The sequence below is a fragment of the Streptomyces sp. NPDC006552 genome (assembly GCF_040611655.1).
GTDB lineage: Bacteria > Actinomycetota > Actinomycetes > Streptomycetales > Streptomycetaceae > Streptomyces.
This window is the reverse complement of record NZ_JBEXOS010000062.1, coordinates 1-15,819: the sequence shown is the minus strand read 5'-3', so window position 1 is coordinate 15,819 and position 15,819 is coordinate 1. Positions and strand designations below refer to the sequence as shown.

13 protein-coding genes, 4 tRNA genes and 1 pseudogene are annotated in these 15,819 nt (G+C 70.7%); 8 read left to right on the top strand and 10 right to left on the bottom strand.

From position 1 onward, the window contains the following. Nucleotides 1-20: 20 nt before the first annotated feature. From ABZY33_RS28390 to ABZY33_RS28355, 8 genes are all read right to left on the bottom strand, one after another. Nucleotides 21-92, bottom strand: a tRNA-Gln gene (locus ABZY33_RS28390). A gap of 31 nt (nucleotides 93-123) precedes the next feature. After that, a tRNA-Glu gene (locus ABZY33_RS28385) sits at nucleotides 124-196 on the bottom strand. A 62-nt stretch (nucleotides 197-258) separates the two neighbouring features. Then, a tRNA-Glu gene (locus ABZY33_RS28380) sits at nucleotides 259-331 on the bottom strand. A gap of 42 nt (nucleotides 332-373) precedes the next feature. Next, nucleotides 374-445, bottom strand: a tRNA-Gln gene (locus ABZY33_RS28375). A gap of 89 nt (nucleotides 446-534) precedes the next feature. Further along, nucleotides 535-1,275: an HAD family hydrolase gene (locus ABZY33_RS28370; RefSeq protein WP_356494535.1), complete on the bottom strand. Its 741-nt coding sequence runs from the start codon at nucleotides 1,273-1,275 to the stop codon at nucleotides 535-537. A gap of 80 nt (nucleotides 1,276-1,355) precedes the next feature. After that, nucleotides 1,356-2,840 carry a glutamate--tRNA ligase gene (gene gltX / locus ABZY33_RS28365; RefSeq protein WP_356494534.1) on the bottom strand — a complete coding sequence of 495 codons (1,485 nt, stop codon included), beginning with the start codon at nucleotides 2,838-2,840 and terminating at the stop codon, nucleotides 1,356-1,358. After that, entirely contained in the window at nucleotides 2,824-3,609 is a 786-nt protein-coding gene (locus ABZY33_RS28360) for a fumarylacetoacetate hydrolase family protein (RefSeq protein WP_356494533.1), read from the bottom strand. Before ABZY33_RS28360 ends, gltX begins: the two co-directional genes overlap by 17 nt. Before the next feature lie 72 nt (nucleotides 3,610-3,681). After that, nucleotides 3,682-3,855: a hypothetical protein gene (locus tag ABZY33_RS28355; RefSeq protein WP_356494532.1), complete on the bottom strand. Its 174-nt coding sequence runs from the start codon at nucleotides 3,853-3,855 to the stop codon at nucleotides 3,682-3,684. A gap of 559 nt (nucleotides 3,856-4,414) precedes the next feature. On the opposite strand from ABZY33_RS28355, the gene ABZY33_RS28350 reads away from it, so the two are divergent. From ABZY33_RS28350 to ABZY33_RS28315, 8 genes and pseudogenes are all read left to right on the top strand, one after another. Continuing rightward, a complete protein-coding gene (locus ABZY33_RS28350; protein WP_356494531.1) occupies nucleotides 4,415-8,446 on the top strand; it encodes a nitrate- and nitrite sensing domain-containing protein in 4,032 nt (1,343 codons plus the stop codon). Between the two features lie 9 nt (nucleotides 8,447-8,455). Then, nucleotides 8,456-8,869, top strand: coding sequence for a roadblock/LC7 domain-containing protein (locus tag ABZY33_RS28345; RefSeq protein WP_356494565.1), 414 nt, complete (start codon nucleotides 8,456-8,458; stop codon nucleotides 8,867-8,869). Between the two features lie 180 nt (nucleotides 8,870-9,049). Further along, a complete protein-coding gene (locus ABZY33_RS28340; protein ID WP_356494530.1) occupies nucleotides 9,050-9,463 on the top strand; it encodes a DUF742 domain-containing protein in 414 nt (137 codons plus the stop codon). Continuing rightward, nucleotides 9,444-10,034 carry an ATP/GTP-binding protein gene (locus ABZY33_RS28335; protein ID WP_356494529.1) on the top strand — a complete coding sequence of 197 codons (591 nt, stop codon included), beginning with the start codon at nucleotides 9,444-9,446 and terminating at the stop codon, nucleotides 10,032-10,034. Before ABZY33_RS28340 ends, ABZY33_RS28335 begins: the two co-directional genes overlap by 20 nt. Before the next feature lie 373 nt (nucleotides 10,035-10,407). Continuing rightward, nucleotides 10,408-13,685, top strand: a pseudogene (locus tag ABZY33_RS28330) (nitrate- and nitrite sensing domain-containing protein). A gap of 10 nt (nucleotides 13,686-13,695) precedes the next feature. After that, nucleotides 13,696-14,109: a roadblock/LC7 domain-containing protein gene (locus tag ABZY33_RS28325; protein ID WP_026057603.1), complete on the top strand. Its 414-nt coding sequence runs from the start codon at nucleotides 13,696-13,698 to the stop codon at nucleotides 14,107-14,109. 93 nt (nucleotides 14,110-14,202) lie between these two features. Further along, nucleotides 14,203-14,787, top strand: a complete 585-nt coding sequence (locus ABZY33_RS28320; RefSeq protein WP_356494528.1) for a DUF742 domain-containing protein — start codon at nucleotides 14,203-14,205, stop codon at nucleotides 14,785-14,787. Beyond that, a complete protein-coding gene (locus tag ABZY33_RS28315) occupies nucleotides 14,768-15,358 on the top strand; it encodes an ATP/GTP-binding protein (protein ID WP_356494527.1) in 591 nt (196 codons plus the stop codon). Before ABZY33_RS28320 ends, ABZY33_RS28315 begins: the two co-directional genes overlap by 20 nt. 61 nt (nucleotides 15,359-15,419) lie before the next feature. Here ABZY33_RS28315 and ABZY33_RS28310 read toward each other — a convergent pair whose 3' ends face one another. Beyond that, nucleotides 15,420-15,611: an acyl-CoA carboxylase subunit epsilon gene (locus ABZY33_RS28310; protein WP_356494526.1), complete on the bottom strand. Its 192-nt coding sequence runs from the start codon at nucleotides 15,609-15,611 to the stop codon at nucleotides 15,420-15,422. Nucleotides 15,612-15,639: 28 nt separating this feature from the next. Further along, nucleotides 15,640-15,819: carboxyl transferase domain-containing protein (locus tag ABZY33_RS28305; RefSeq protein WP_356494525.1), on the bottom strand; the 180-nt coding region annotated here is incomplete at its 5' end.

Here is a 15,819-nt window from a genome sequence, read left to right as displayed (position 1 = left end):
GTGCAGATGAGCTCTGCGAGCTGGCCTACCAGGACTCGAACCTAGAATGACGGTACCAGAAACCGTAGTGTTGCCAATTACACCATAGGCCATGGTGGTTCAGACCCTTGCGGGTGTGACCCGTACCCCCGACCGGATTCGAACCGGCGCTACTGCCGTGAGAGGGCAGCGTGCTAGGCCGCTACACAACGGGGGCCCTAGCGATCCTGCATCGGGGTCGGTGGGAGCTACCCGTGCCGTCCCCATGGGAAGGATCTGTACCCCCGACCGGATTCGAACCGGCGCTACTGCCGTGAGAGGGCAGCGTGCTAGGCCGCTACACAACGGGGGCTTCGTGGATCTGGAATCCACAGGTGCAGATAAGCTCTGCGAGCTGGCCTACCAGGACTCGAACCTAGACTAACGGAACCAGAAACCGTCGTGCTGCCAATTACACCATAGGCCACCAAAACGCAATCCCCGGGGGGATCTCTGTTCGGCTTGCGCTTGCGGGGCCCGGCCTCTCGGCTCGCTTCCCTCGGCGCAGGAAGAACATTACCCGAAGGTCTCCGGCGCTCCAAAACGGGTATCGCGGGCCAGCAGCGGCTGGAGCTGGTGGAGGCCGGTGATGCGGACCAGTTCCGGGCGGCCGCCGATCCCGGCCCGGTCCAGCCAGATGCCGGTCAGCCCCGCCTCGGCCGCTCCCCGTGCGTCGGTGTCCGGCTGGTCCCCCACGTACGCGACCTCGTGCGGCGCGAGTCCCAGCTCGTCGCAGACGGCGTGGAAGGCGGCGGCGTCCGGCTTGGCGACACCCAGCTCGGCCGCGCACAGCAGGGCCTCGAAGCGGTCGCGTACGCCGAGGACGCGCAGCTTGCGGTCCTGGTTGTGCAGCGAGGAGTTCGACAGGACCGCGTGCCGGTAGCCGGCGGCGAGGGTGTCGAGGACGGGCACGGTGTCCGGGAACAGGCTCCAGGCCGCCTCGTAGTGAGCGAGGTAGCGGGCGAACCACGCGTCGGCCGCCGCGTCGTCCAGCGCCCGGTCCACGAACTCCCGCACCCGGTCCCTGCGCTGCCCCTCCCAGTCGACCTCCCCCGCCTCGAACCGGGCCCAGTGCGCACGGGTCAGCGCCTTCCACCGGGCGAGCGCCCGCTCGGCGGTGCCGGCGGCGTCGAGCAGACCTTCGGCGGTGAGGTGGGCGCGCATACCGGCCGCGTCGGCGGTGGCGTAGTCGAAGAGCGTGTCGTCGATGTCCCAGACGATGGCCTTGATGGCGCGGTGGGCGCCTTGCTGCGGCATGGCACGACCGTAACGCCGACCGGCCCGGGCGACGGGGGTGGATCCGTCGGCCGGGCCGGTCGTGGTGCCGCTGTCGCGGGTCAGCCCGCGAGCTTCGCCAGTGCCGCGTCGATGCGGGTCAGGGTCTTCTCCTTGCCCAGGATCTCAAGGGACTCGAAGAGGGGGAGGCCGATCGTGCGGCCGGTCACCGCCACCCGGACCGGGGCCTGGGCCTTGCCGAGCTTGAGGCCGTGGGCCTCGCCGGCGGCCAGGACCGCTTCCTTGAGGGACTCCGGGGACGTCCAGTCCGCCGACTCCAGCTTCTCGCGGGCCGTGACCAGGAGGGCGTCGGAGCCTTCCTTCATGGCCTTGGTCCAGCTCGCCTCGTCGAAGACCGGCTCCGGCAGGAAGAGGAAGTCGACGTTGTCGGTGATCTCGGAGAGGACCTTGAGGCGGGTCTGCGCGTGCGGGGCGATCGCCGCCCACTTCGCCTCGTCGAACTCCTCCGGCGCCCAGGGCGCGACCGGCGCCTTCAGCCAGGGCTCGCAGCGGGCCGCGAAGTCCTTGGGGTCGAGCATGCGGATGTGGTCGCCGTTGATCGACTCGCACTTCTTGAGGTCGAAGCGGGCCGGGTTCGGCTGCACGTCGGCGACGTCGAAGGCGGCGACCATCTCGTCGATCGAGAAGATGTCGCGGTCCGCGGCGAGCGACCAGCCGAGCAGCGAGAGGTAGTTGAGCAGGCCCTCGGGGAGGAAGCCGCGCTCACGGTAGAGGTTCAGCGACGACTGGGGGTCGCGCTTGCTGAGCTTCTTGTTGCCCTCGCCCATCACGTACGGCAGGTGCCCGAAGAGCGGGGTCTGCTTGGCGATGCCGAGGTCCTTGAGCGCCGCGTACAGGGCGATCTGGCGCGGGGTGGAGGAGAGCAGGTCCTCGCCGCGCAGGACGTGGGTGATCTCCATCAGCGCGTCGTCGACCGGGTTGACCAGCGTGTACAGCGGGGCGCCGTTGGCGCGGACGATGCCGAAGTCCGGCACGTTCTCCGGCTCGTACGTGATGTCGCCGCGGACCAGGTCCGTGAAGGTGATCGTCTCGTCGGGCATCCGGAAGCGGACGATGGCCTTGCGGCCCTCGGCCTCGTAAGCCTGCTTCTGCTCGGCGGTCAGCTCGCGGCAGTGGCCGTCGTAGCCGGACGGCTTGCCGGCGGCGCGGGCGGCTTCGCGGCGGGCGTCCAGCTCCTCGGTGGAGCAGTAGCAGTGGTAGGCGCGGCCGGCGGCGAGAAGCCTTTCCGCGACGTCCTTGTAGAGGTCCATGCGCTGCGACTGCCGGTACGGGGCGTGCGGGCCGCCCACCTCGGGGCCCTCGTCCCAGTCGAAGCCGAGCCAGCGCATCGAGTCGAGGAGCTGCTCGTACGACTCCTCGCTGTCGCGGGCCGCGTCGGTGTCCTCGATGCGGAAGACCAGGGTGCCCTGGTTGTGGCGCGCGAAGGCCCAGTTGAACAGGGCGGTGCGGACCAGGCCCACGTGGGGGTTACCGGTCGGGGACGGGCAGAAACGGACGCGTACGGGTGCGCTAGCCACGCTTGACAACCTTGTTGGTGAGTGTGCCGATGCCTTCGATGCTGACCGCGACCTCGTCGCCGATCTGCAGGGGGCCGACCCCTTCCGGGGTGCCCGTGAGGATGACGTCCCCGGGGAGGAGGGTCATGGCCTCGGAGATGTTGGCGATCAGGTCCGCGATGGACGTGATCATCTGGGACGTGGAGCCGAGCTGGCGCTGCTGACCGTTGACCGTGCACTGGATGCCGAGGTCGGAGGCGGCCGCCACGTCCAGGTCCGTCTCCACCCACGGGCCCAGCGGGCAGGAGGTGTCGAAGCCCTTGGCGCGCGCCCACTGCTTCTCGCGCTTCTGCACGTCGCGGGCGGTGACGTCGTTCGCGGCGGTGTAGCCGAGGATCACGTCGTTCACGCGCGCGGGCGGCACCTCGCGGCACATCCGGCCGATCACGACGGCCAGCTCGGCCTCGTGGTGCAGCTCCTGCGAGAAGGAGGGGTACTGGATCTCGTCGCCGGTGCCGATCACCGAGGTGGACGGCTTGAAGAAGGCGAAGGGGGCGTCCGGGACCTCGTGGCCCAGTTCCCTGGCGTGCTCCGCGTAGTTGCGGCCGAAGGCGATCACCTTGTTCGGGAGCACGGGCGGCAGCAGCCGGACCTTGCTCAGCGGGACCTTGGTGCCGGAGAGCTCGAAGTCCGCGAAGGGAATGCCCTTGATGATGTCGAGGACGAGCTCGTCTGGCTTGTCGCCCTCGACCGCGCCGAAGGCGACGTTCCCGTCGATGGAGAATCTGGCGATGCGCACGGGTGGCTGCGCCCCTCATTCTTGCGTTGGGCCCGGGTGGGATGTGACCGCTCCAGGCTAACGCTCCGCCACCTACTGCGGCTTCTCCATGAGGATGGTGCGCTTCGGGTTGGCCGTGCTGGCCGGCAGTTCGGCGGCGTGCTCCGGCAGGTGCGGAGCGGCCTGGATCTCCTCGGCGTCCTTGAGGTGGGCCAGCGTGGTGCGCCGCGGATTGGCGAGGTTGAGGAACATCGTCGTCGTCTTCATGGCTGCGCTCGGGCACCTTCTCGGTTGTCGGTCGGTCCGTCCGTGTAAAGCGTCAGGCTAAACATCTGATTCCCACCGAAAGCCGGGAAGTTGTGATCGTCGCCATGTGAGTTTGCTCACGAGGCACCTCTCAAAAAGGGCACTTCGGGCCACGGACCCGCACCGGCGAAACAGACATTGCGCCACCGAACCCATCATTCCGCTCCCGATCATGGCGACTGGGACACCCCCCGCCCGTACAGGGAACGTCCGCTAATGCCCGCTTTCCCCTAGATCACTTTCTACGTCTCGTCACGCTCCCCTCACACCGGGTCACAGGAGGTGCGGCGCGTCCCTCGGGCCTTGTTGGAGATCCTGCACTGTGCTGAAATTCCCGGGACCGTCGCGGATGGAACCGGCGCACAGAGGCGCGAGTCAGCGCCGAGCTGCGACGGGGAGGGGAGCCAGCGCCGGTCACTCACGACCACAGGGGGGCGTTTCAGGTCGCCCTTCGAACTACGCCGACACCGTCCTGCCCGCGTATGCGGAAGGGACGCCTGGTCCAGAGGTTGCGACGCTAGTGCAGGGACGTAAGAACAGGGATGGCAGCGCTGCGGCGGAGCCGGAGCCGCGCGGCGGGACCGGCCCGATAACAGGCGGCTCCCAGCCCCCGCACGCCCAGAACCCGGGGCGCACGGCCTCCGTCGAGACGGGTGAGCGCGACGGGCGCTCCCAGGTCTCCGGCGGCCCGGGCGCGCCCGAACCGACCGCGGCCAAGGCCAGGACGGCCCCCGGGCCCGGCCCGCGCATAGCGCTGCGCAACTGGCGGATCTCGACCCGTCTGGTCGCGCTGCTGACGCTGCCCGTGGTCGCCGCGACCTCGCTCGGCGCGCTGCGCATCTCCGAGTCCCTCGACGACATCCAGCAGCTCGACAACATGAAGCTGCTGACCGAGATGACGAAGCAGGCCACCGACCTGGCGTCGGCGCTCCAGGAGGAGCGCGACCAGTCGGCGGGGCCGCTGTCGACCGACCCCAAGGCGACCGGCGACTTCAGCATCAAGGCGGCGCGCGAGAAGACCAACCGCGCCCGCGACACGTTCCTGCAGAGCACGACCGACATCGAGGGCGACAGCGACTCAGGCAGCCTCAACGGCGTGCGTGAGCACGCCGTCCAGATCGCCCACGAGCTGATCGGCCTCAACAAGATCCGGCAGGGCTCGTACGCCAGCAAGACCAACTCCTCGCAGACGGTCGAGGCCTACGCCCGCATCGTCGATCAGCTGCTCTCGCTCTCCACCGACATGGCGCAGGCGACCAGCAGCCCCGAGATGATCCAGCGCACCCGCGCCCTGGCCGCGTTCTCCTCGGCCAAGGAGTACGCCTCGGAGCAGCGGGCCGTGATCGCGGCAGCGCTGCCGCCCAACAGCTCGTCGTTCGGCTCGATCTCGGAGACGGACCGCCAGTACGCGCTGTCGGCGTCCGAGAACCAGGACTCGCAGCTCAGCTCGTTCCGCAGCGTCTACGGCGCCGTCTCCGCGCAGGAACTGCTCAAGCCGCTCGACGAGAACAACGCCACCATCAAGGCGGCGGACAGCTACGCCGAGCGCGTGCTGTCCAAGCCGGACGGCATCAAGACCCAGGACAAGCGCTCCTACAAGGACTGGGTCGACGCGGACAGCTCCCGTATCCAGGAGATGTCCAAGATCGAGCTGACGCTGCTCAACCAGATGGAGCAGCAGGCCCGCGAGCTGCGCAACTCCTCCGAACAGTCCGCCATCATCAACGGCGCGCTCATCCTGATCGTGCTCGGCGTCTCCCTCGTCGGCGCGTTCGTCGTGGCCCGCTCCATGATCCGCTCGCTGCGCCGGCTCCAGGACACCGCGACCAAGGTGGCCCAGGACCGGCTGCCCGAGCTGGTCAAGCAGCTCTCCGAGTCCGACCCGCAGGACGTCGACACCTCCGTCGAGTCCGTCGGTGTGCACTCCCGGGACGAGATCGGCCAGGTGGCCGCGGCCTTCGACGACGTGCACCGCGAGGCCGTGCGACTGGCCGCCGAGCAGGCCCTGCTGCGGGGCAACGTCAACGCGATGTTCACCAACCTCTCGCGCCGCTCCCAGGGCCTCATCCAGCGCCAGCTCTCGCTCATCTCCGAGCTGGAGTCCCGCGAGGCCGACCCCGACCAGCTCTCCTCGCTGTTCAAGCTCGACCACCTCGCGACCCGCATGCGCCGTAACGGTGAGAACCTCCTCGTCCTCGCGGGCGAGGAGCCGGGCCGCCGCTGGACCCGGCCCGTCCCGCTCGTCGACGTGCTGCGCGCCGCCGCGTCCGAGGTGGAGCAGTACGAGCGCATCGAGCTGGCCTCGGTCCCCACGACCGAAGTGGCCGGCCGCGTCGTCAACGACCTCGTGCACCTGCTCGCCGAGCTGCTGGAGAACGCGACGTCGTTCTCCTCGCCGCAGACCAAGGTCAAGGTGACCGGTCACGCGCTGCCCGACGGCCGCGTGCTCATCGAGATCCACGACACCGGCATCGGCCTCTCCCCCGAGGACCTCGCCGCGATCAACGAGCGGCTCGCGTCGCCGCCCACCGTGGACGTGTCGGTCTCGCGCCGCATGGGTCTGTTCGTGGTCGGCCGGCTCTCGCAGCGGCACGGCATCCGTATCCAGCTGCGCCCCTCCGACTCCGGTGGGACGACCGCGCTGGTCATGCTTCCTGTCGATGTCGCCCAGGGCGGCAAGAAGATTCCCGGCCAGGCGGGCCCCGGTGGCGGCGGTCCCGCCGCCGCGCAGGCCGCGGCCGGCGCCGGTGCCGCGCGGCGCGGTGTCGCGCCGGGTGCCGGCGGTGGCGCCGCGGGCCGGCTCAACTCCGGGCCCGGTGCGGCGCGGCCGCAGGTCGGTGCCGGCGCCGGTGGTCCGCGGGCGGCTCTTCCCGCCCGGGACGGCGGCTTCCCGAACCCGCAGGGCGGACCCCAGGGTCCGCAGAACCCGCAGGGTCCGCGTGACTCCGGGCAGCAGCGCGGCCCGCAGAACCCGCAGGCCCCCCAGCGTCCGGGCGCCCCGCTGCCCGCGCGCGCCCAGCAGGGCCCGCAGGCCCCGACCGGTGCCGGCGCCGGTGTCTTCAACAGCGCGCAGGGCCCTGTCCCGCCGCAGCAGCGCACGCACAACGACCCGGCCGAGAAGCAGGGCCGGCGCCGTCCGGTGCTGCCCGCCCGCGGCGGCCCGCGCGCCGAGCTGCCGGGTGGCAGCGCGACGTCCCGCGTGCCGAGCTGGAGCGACGAGAACGCGCAGCCGCACCTCGACGCGCCGCGTGGCCACGACGAGCCGGACTCCACGTCGCAGTTCCCGCGGATCCAGGACGAGCGTCAAGGGCCCGGCGCCACGGCCGAGTTCGCCCGTCCCGACTACGACGCGCCGCTTCCCGCGCCCCGCGCCGGCCAGGACGAGAACCAGGGCCCGGGTCAGGGCACCGGCCAGTTCGTCCGTTCCGACGTCTTCGGCGGCGCACCGAACAGGAACGGCGGCGGGGCCGGCCACAACAACGGCAACGCCAACGCCAACGGCTTCGCGGACAGTGCTTTCCAGGACGGCGGCTTCCAGGACGGCGGCTTCCCCGGCCGCCAGGAGCCCGCGCACACCGGCCAGTACGAGCGTCCGCAGGACCCCTCCGGCACCGGCCAGTTCGAGCGTCCGCAGGACCCGGCCCACACCGGCCAGTACGAGCAGCGCCCGCAGGGCCCCGCGCAGACCGGCCAGTACGGTCAGCTCGCGGGCCCGTCGGACGCCGGTCAGTACGGCCGTGGGCCGGACCCGTCGGACACCGGCCAGTACGAGCGTCCGCAGGACCCGGCCCACACCGGCCAGTACGGGCAGCTCGCGGGCCCGTCCGACGGCGGGCAGTACGGGCGTCCCCAGGACCCCGCGCACACCGGGCAGTACGGCCAGGCCCAGGACCCGCTGGGCACGGGCCAGTACGAGCCGCCGACAGCGCCGCGCCGACGCGGTGGCGGCCAGGACTTCCCGCCCGTGCCGCGTCCGTCCGGGCAGGACCAGGGCGTACCGGCGCAGCCGCAGCAGGAGTACCTGCCGCCGGCCGGGCCGGGCGACGGCCGCACGCCGCTGTACGACACGCTGGAGACGAACTGGTTCCACGGCCAGCAGGAACAGGGCCAGGACCAGAACCAGAGCCAGAACCCGCAGCAGGGCCGGCCCCTGCCGCAGCGCGGTGGCCAGCAGGCCGCCCCGCAGCAGGCTCCGCGGCGCGCCCAGGCGGGCGCTCCGGCGAACCCCTCGGCCGGCGGCCCCGCCCAGGGCCAGGCCGGCTGGCGGCAGTCCCCGAACGACGAGCTGATGCGTCAGGCCGAGCGGGTGCGCAAGCCCGCCGCGGGCGGCGTCACCGTCTCGGGTCTGCCGCGCCGTGTGCCGCGGGCGAACCTCGTGGCGGGCACGGCCCAGGAACAGCAGAATCAGACCGGCCCTCAGGTCTCGCGCGCCCCCGATGACGTGCGAGGACGGCTGACCAATCTCCGTAGGGGCATCCAGCAGGGACGGCAGGCCGGCGGCACAGGTCAGACCGGCAGCCACCCCCGCCCCACTCACCAGCAGGAGCGTTAGTTGAGCCAGATGAGCCAGGCGGCACAGAACCTGAACTGGTTGATCACCAACTTCGTGGACAACACGCCGGGGGTCTCCCACACGGTCGTGGTGTCCGCGGACGGTCTGCTGCTCGCGATGTCCGAGGGCTTCCCGCGCGATCGCGCGGACCAGCTGGCGGCCGTCGCGTCGGGGCTGACCTCGCTGACGGCGGGGGCGTCGAGAATCTTCGAGGGCGGCCCGGTCAATCAGACGGTCGTGGAGATGGAGCGCGGCTTCCTCTTCATCATGTCCGTCTCCGACGGATCATCGCTCGCCGTGCTCGCGCACCCCGACTGCGACATCGGCCTCGTCGGGTACGAGATGGCGCTCCTCGTCGACCGCGCGGGCGCTGTACTCACCCCGGACCTCCGTGCCGAGCTGCAGGGCACCCTGCTGCACTGAAGGGGGTGACGGCCGGTAACCCCGGTCACATCTCGAGTCTGGTGCATCCCCCACCCGGAATCCAGCGAAGTCACGTAATCCCCTTCTGATCTGCGTCCCGTCACCGTAAGGCCGTCACAATCCCCCCACCGGCCCACCCTCAGACGGCAGCCCCGGCTCGCCGTCCCGCCCGGAGGATCCATGACCCCGCCCACCGCTCCTCACGATCCGTACGGCAGCGCAGCCGCACAGGCCGCCTACGGTTTTGAGGGCGACCAGCCGCTGGTCCGCCCGTACGCGATGACCGGCGGCCGGACCCGGCCGCGCTACCAGCTCGCCATCGAGGCACTGGTGAGCACGACCGCCGACCCCTCGGCCCTGGGAACGCTGCTGCCCGAGCACCAGCGCATCTGCCACCTGTGCCGCGAGGTGAAGTCGGTCGCCGAGGTGTCGGCCCTGCTGTCGATGCCGCTCGGGGTGGCCCGGATCCTCGTCGCGGACCTGGCCGAGGCCGGGCTCGTCGCGATCCACCAGCCGGGCGGCGACGAGGCCAACGGCGGCGCTCCGGACGTGACTCTGCTCGAAAGGGTGCTCAGTGGACTTCGCAAGCTCTGACGGCGCCACGGGGGCCGCTCCCCGTTCGACCACCTCGGCCAAGATCGTGGTGGCCGGTGGCTTCGGCGTCGGCAAGACCACGTTCGTGGGCGCGGTCTCCGAGATCAACCCGCTGCGCACCGAGGCCGTCATGACCTCGGCCTCCGCCGGCATCGACGACCTCACCCACACCGGGGACAAGACGACCACCACGGTCGCCATGGACTTCGGCCGCATCACGCTCGACCAGGACCTGATCCTGTACCTGTTCGGCACGCCGGGACAGGACCGCTTCTGGTTCATGTGGGACGACCTGGTGCGCGGCGCGATCGGCGCCATCGTGCTGGTGGACACCCGCCGCCTCGCCGACTGCTTCCCGGCGGTCGACTACTTCGAGAACTCCGGCCTGCCGTTCGTCGTCGCCCTCAACGGGTTCGACGGGCACCAGCCGTACAACCCGGAAGAGGTCCGCGAGGCGCTGCAGATCGGCCCGGACACCCCGATCATCACGACGGACGCCCGGCACCGTGCGGATGCAAAGAGTGGCCTGATCACGCTGGTGGAGCACGCGTTGATGGCGCGGCTCAAGTAGTCGGAAACGGTCGGAAGTCGGCCAGCAATTGGCCAAATTCGTACGGTAGTTGTCACGGGCACTATCGGAGGCTCCTGTGGCGTTTGACACGCGGGGCCTCGGTGTTCATAACGTTTCGACAGAGAATTCCGGGAGTGCCGACACACGTCGCGCACACCCGGTTCCACTGTGCTCACAAGAGCCCCGCCTTTTGGCGGGGCTCGCTCTTTATGACCGTTTTATCTGGGGCATACATCACGGGGAGGTTCCGCTTCCGACTGTTTGGAGGTGCGCCGTCTGACGTGCTGGAATGCGCTGAACTGCCCAGTAAGAACGGGCCTGGAGACATACCGCGGCACAACGTAGGTGCCGACGCCGAGAGGTTGTTGGTCGAGTGAGGCGAAGCAAGAGCGGTCCCGAGCCGGCATCGGCGCGGGGCAACTTCACCCCGCCGCCGCGTACAGCGGCACAGCCCGCCCCGGCCGGGACGGCAGTGCCCGAGCCGTCGGGCGGCCGGATGTCGCCGCGCAACTGGCGTGTCCCCACGAAGCTCAACGCGATCCTGCTCATACCCGTCCTCGTCGGTCTGGTCATGGGCGGATTCCAGGTGAAGAACTCGATCGACACCTGGCACGAGGCCGAGGACGCGGAGAACACCGCCCGGCTCGTCCAGGCCTCCCTCACGTACGGCAACCGCCTCGTCGAGGAGCGCGACATCTCCGCCGCTCCCCTGCTCCAGGGCAAGAAGAACGACCCGGAGGTCACCAAGGCCCGCGCGGCGACGGACACCGCCGCCGACGAGTTCCACGCCGCCGCGAAGAACATGCCGCACAAGGAGGGCCTGGAGCGCCGCATGGCGCAGTTCACCCAGGTCGAGGGCGGTCTGAGCAAGTTGCGCGCCGCCTCGTACACCTCCAAGCTGCCCGGCGTGTCGACCGAAGAGGGTTACGTCGCCATCCAGCACCCGCTGATGGAGTTCGCCAACGAGCTGGGCCTGGGCACCGGCAACATCACCAGCTACGGCCGCACCGTCTACGCGATCTCGCTGACCAAGGCGGCGCTCTCCCTGGAGCGCTCCATCGGTATGCACCTGCTGGTCAAGCCGGGCCCGACCGTCACGCACTTCGCCAAGCAGCGCACCGCGCTCGGCAGCTACGCCTACCTCGAGGGCATCGCCATCGAGGAGTACAAGGGCGGCGGCACCCCCGAGGACCTCAAGAAGCTCGACGCCACGATCAAACAGCTGAAGACGGACGGCGCCAAGCAGGCCGCCGCTGCCAAGGCGAAGGACCCGGAGTACGTCCCGCCGCCGGACGCCACCGAGATGGTCGGCGACCTCGTCGCGCTGCCCAGCACCCAGCCCAGCGCCCGGCTCGCCCTCGCGCAGAAGGGCGTGACGGCCGAGAACTGGTGGGCGGTGAACACCGCCAAGTTCGACGCCTACCGCACGATCGAGTCGGACCTCGCCGACCGGGCCGTGGCAGAGGCCTCCGGCATCGCCGCCGACGCCAAGCGGCAGGCGTTCATCATCGGCGCCGCCGTGGTCGTCGCCCTGCTCGCCGCGTTCGTCATCGCCGGGATGATGGCCCGCCAGATGTCCCGCTCGATGCGCCGGCTGCGCTCCGCCGCCTTCGACGTGGCCGAGCAGCGGCTGCCGACCCTCGTCGACCAGCTCTCGCGCACGGACCCGGGCCGGGTGGACACCCGCGTCCAGCCCATCCCGATCAACACCCGCGACGAGATCGGCGAGGTCGCCCGCGCCTTCGACCAGGTCCACCGGGAGGCCGTCCGGCTCGCCGCCGAGCAGGCCCTGCTGCGCGGCAACATCAACGCGATCTTCACCAACCTCTCGCGCCGCAACCAGTCGCTGATCGAGGGCCAGCTGACCCTCATCACCGACCTGGAGAACAACGAGGCCGACCCGGACCAGCTGGAGAACCTTTTCCGCCTGGACCACCTCGCGACCCGTATGCGCCGCAACGGCGAGAACCTCCTGGTCCTCGCCGGCGAGGAGCCCGGCCGCCGCTGGGACCAGCCGGTGCCGCTGGTCGACGTGTTGCGCGCCGCCGCCTCCGAGGTCGAGCAGTACGAGCGCGTCGAGCTCTCCGGCGTCCCCGAGGCCGACATCCACGGCCGCGCGGTCACCGACCTCGTGCACGCGCTGGCCGAGTTGCTGGAGAACGCGACGACGTTCTCCTCGCCGCAGACCAAGGTCCGCGTCACCGCGACCCGGCTGCCCGACGGCCGCATCATGATCGAGATCCACGACAAGGGCATCGGCCTCACCGCCGAGGACTTCGCGGACATCAACCACAAGCTGGCCAACCCGCCGACCGTGGACGCCGCGATCTCCCAGCGCATGGGCCTGTTCGTGGTCGGGCGGCTCGCCGACCGGCACGGCATCCGTGTCCAGCTGCGCCCCTCGGGCGAGCAGGCGGGCACGACCTCGCTGGTCATGCTCCCGGACGCGATCACCCACGGCGGCAGCGGCCAGCAGCCGGGCGGCTCCGACTTCGCGGGCCTTTCGGAGTTCACCGTCTCGACGATGATCCCGCAGCAGCCGTCCTTCGAGAAGGAGCCGCTGCGCACCGCGGCCGAGCTCGGCTTCGACGACAGCCGCTACGACGTGCCGGACGACGCGCGCGAGCTGGACCCGGTCGGCCGCTCCCTGATGCGCGAGGAGCGTCGCGCCGCCCTGGAGGCGCAGACGCACGGCCAGGACGGCGAGGACGACCGCCCGCTCTTCCGGGACGAGATCGAGCAACGCCAGTCCCAGCCGCACCAGCCGCACCAGTCGAACTACGCCGAGCACTCCGCGTACGACGCCCAGCAGCACGGCTACGACGACCAGCAGCAGATCGCCTACGACGATCAGAGTCAGGGCGGCTACGGCGGTCCGCAGCAGGGCGGCTACGACGACCGGCACCAGAACGGGTACGACGGATACGCCCCCGCGCAGTCGTCCTTCGAGGCGGAGCCGCTGGCCGCCTACGACGCCGGCTTCGCCCCGCAGAACGGCTATGCGGACTCCCCCCGGGACAGCTACAACGCCTTCGAGCAGCCCGTCCGGCAGGACGACTGGCAGGCGCGGGACGGCTACCAGGGCGACTTCCAGGCGCCGTACGCGCCCGAAGCGGAATCCGCGCAGAGCCCTGACGCGGCGGACCGGGAGAGCGTAGGCTTCGGCCCGGGCACCCCCGCCGGTCCCGGGCTCGCGGCGGGCCCCTCCCCTTCCGCCCCGCACGAGCTGACCGACGCGGGCCTGCCGCGCCGCGGCGGCCCCGGCGCCTCCCGGAGCCCGGAGCCCGCGCAGGACCGGCCCGCCGAGGCCGCCACCGACGCTCCCAGCTGGCGCTCGGCCAACGACGAGCGGTGGGGGCGCGCGGAGCGGCTGAAGGAGCCGAAGGCGGGCGGGGTCACCTCGTCCGGCCTCCCGCGCCGGGTGCCCAAGGCCAATCTGGTGGAGGGTGCCGCGGAGTCGACGCCGCAGGGCGGTCCCTCGATCTCCCGCGCGCCCGAGGACGTGCGGGGCAGGCTGAGCAATCTGCGCCGCGGCGTGCAGCGCGGCCGCAGTGAAGGCAGTAGTGATCAGCAGTGACCGTAGTGACGACGAACGGCCAGGACCGCGGGTTTCCCGGTGGCCCTGACAGCACCTACCACCAGGAGCGTTAGTGTGAGCCCGATGAGCCAGGCGGCACAGAACCTGAACTGGTTGATCACCAACTTCGTGGACAACACCCCCGGGGTGTCCCACACGGTGGTGGTCTCCGCCGACGGACTCCTTCTGGCGATGTCCGAAGGGTTCCCCCGCGACCGCGCCGATCAGCTGGCGGCCGTCGCGTCGGGACTGACCTCGCTGACGGCGGGCGCGTCCCGCATCTTCGAGGGGGGCGCGGTGAACCAGACAGTTGTGGAGATGGAGCGAGGATTCCTCTTCATCATGTCCATCTCCGACGGTTCCTCCCTTGCCGTCCTTGCACACCCGGAGGCGGACATTGGCCTCGTAGGGTACGAGATGGCACTTCTTGTCGACCGCGCGGGCACGGTTCTCACGCCCGACCTGCGTGCGGAGCTTCAGGGAAGCCTTCTCAACTGACAGACAAGCGGTGCGTTTTCGCGTCCCGTGGCCGTAAAGTTTCGGGACGCGGCTCCACAGTGATGGTGCCCAGCGCAGTCGGAGGAGGAGTACGTGTCTGGTTCAGCAACACCCCCGAGCGGTTCGTCGGCCCACTGGCCGCCCTACGGCCCCGCCCAGGGTCAGGGCCGGCCGGGCGCGGGCCACAGCGACGGCTCGCAGAACCGGTACGACTACCCCTCCCAGCCGAGCCACGCCCGGCCGGTCCGGCAGCCCGGTCCCTACGACCAGCCGCCGGCGCCCCGCATCCAGCCTGTGCAGCCGCAGCCACGTCCTGACGCGAGGCCCGCCGCCGCGAACAACCCCCTGGTGCGCCCGTACGCCATGACGGGCGGCCGCACCAGGCCGCGCTACCAGCTCGCCATCGAGGCGCTGGTGCACACCACCGCGCAGCCGCACCAGTTGCAGGGCCAACTGCCCGAGCACCAGCGGATCTGCCACCTCTGCCGAGAGATCAAGTCGGTGGCCGAGATCTCGGCCCTGCTCTCCATCCCCCTCGGCGTGGCCAGGATTCTCGTCGCCGACTTGGCGGAGGCGGGCCTGGTCGCCATTCATCAGCCCGGCGGCGACGAGAACGCCGGCGGCCAGCCAGACGTGACACTGCTCGAAAGGGTGCTCAGTGGACTTCGCAAGCTCTAGCGGAGGGCCGGTTGCTCAGAGTCGCTCCACCACGTCCGCGAAGATCGTGGTGGCGGGCGGCTTCGGCGTCGGCAAGACGACGTTCGTCGGCGCCGTGTCGGAGATCAACCCGCTGCGCACCGAGGCCGTCATGACGTCCGCGTCCGCGGGTATCGACGACCTCACCCACACCGGGGACAAGACGACCACGACGGTCGCCATGGACTTCGGCCGCATCACGCTCGACCAGGACCTGATCCTGTACCTGTTCGGCACGCCGGGACAGGACCGCTTCTGGTTCATGTGGGACGACCTGGTGCGCGGCGCGATCGGCGCGGTCGTCCTCGTGGACACCCGCCGCCTCGCCGACTGCTTCCCGGCGGTCGACTACTTCGAGAACTCCGGCCTCCCGTTCGTCATCGCCCTCAACGGCTTCGACGGCAACCAGCCCTACGGCCCCGACGAGGTCCGCGAGGCGCTGCAGATCGGCCCGGACACCCCGATCATCACGACGGACGCCCGGCACCGCGCCGACGCGAAGTCCTCGCTCATCACCCTGGTCGAGCACGCGCTGATGGCGCGCCTGCGCTAGGGCGCCGCACACGCGAAAGCCCCGCTCTCCTTGTGGAGGGCGGGGCTTCGTGCGTAGCGGCTCAGCGCCAGCTGTGCGGGGCGCGGAAGCCGGGCTCGCGCTCCAGGCGGCGCCAGCCGGCCCGGTTCTGCCGGACGCGGTGGGCCGGGGCCTGCGGGGCGGCGGCGGCGCGGGCCAGGAGGATCGCGGTGATGGCCGCGACCTCTTCGGGGTCGGCGTGGCCCTTCTCGACACGGATGTCAGGCATGGACATGGGGCGGGTCTCCTACGAGTAGGTGCCGCTACTGCGGCGGGTTGCCGTGCTTGCGGGAGGGCAGGTCGGCGTGTTTGGTGCGCAGCATGGCGAGGGAGCGGGCCAGCACCTCGCGGGTCTCGGCGGGGTCGATGACGTCGTCGACCAGGCCGCGCTCGGCCGCGTAGTAGGGGTGCATCAGCTCGGCCTTGTACTCCTTGACCATGCG

What these genes read in the sequence shown, in the direction of transcription:
- ABZY33_RS28345 (WP_356494565.1), top strand. Translation starts at nt 8,456, where the DNA reads ATGAGCCAGGCGGCACAGAACCTGAACTGGTTGATCACCAACTTCGTG.
- ABZY33_RS28370 (WP_356494535.1), bottom strand. Translation starts at nt 1,275, where the DNA reads ATGCCGCAGCAAGGCGCCCACCGCGCCATCAAGGCCATCGTCTGGGAC.
- ABZY33_RS28340 (WP_356494530.1), top strand. Translation starts at nt 9,050, where the DNA reads ATGACCCCGCCCACCGCTCCTCACGATCCGTACGGCAGCGCAGCCGCA.
- ABZY33_RS28325 (WP_026057603.1), top strand. Translation starts at nt 13,696, where the DNA reads ATGAGCCAGGCGGCACAGAACCTGAACTGGTTGATCACCAACTTCGTG.
- ABZY33_RS28355 (WP_356494532.1), bottom strand. Translation starts at nt 3,855, where the DNA reads ATGAAGACGACGACGATGTTCCTCAACCTCGCCAATCCGCGGCGCACC.
- ABZY33_RS28310 (WP_356494526.1), bottom strand. Translation starts at nt 15,611, where the DNA reads ATGTCCATGCCTGACATCCGTGTCGAGAAGGGCCACGCCGACCCCGAA.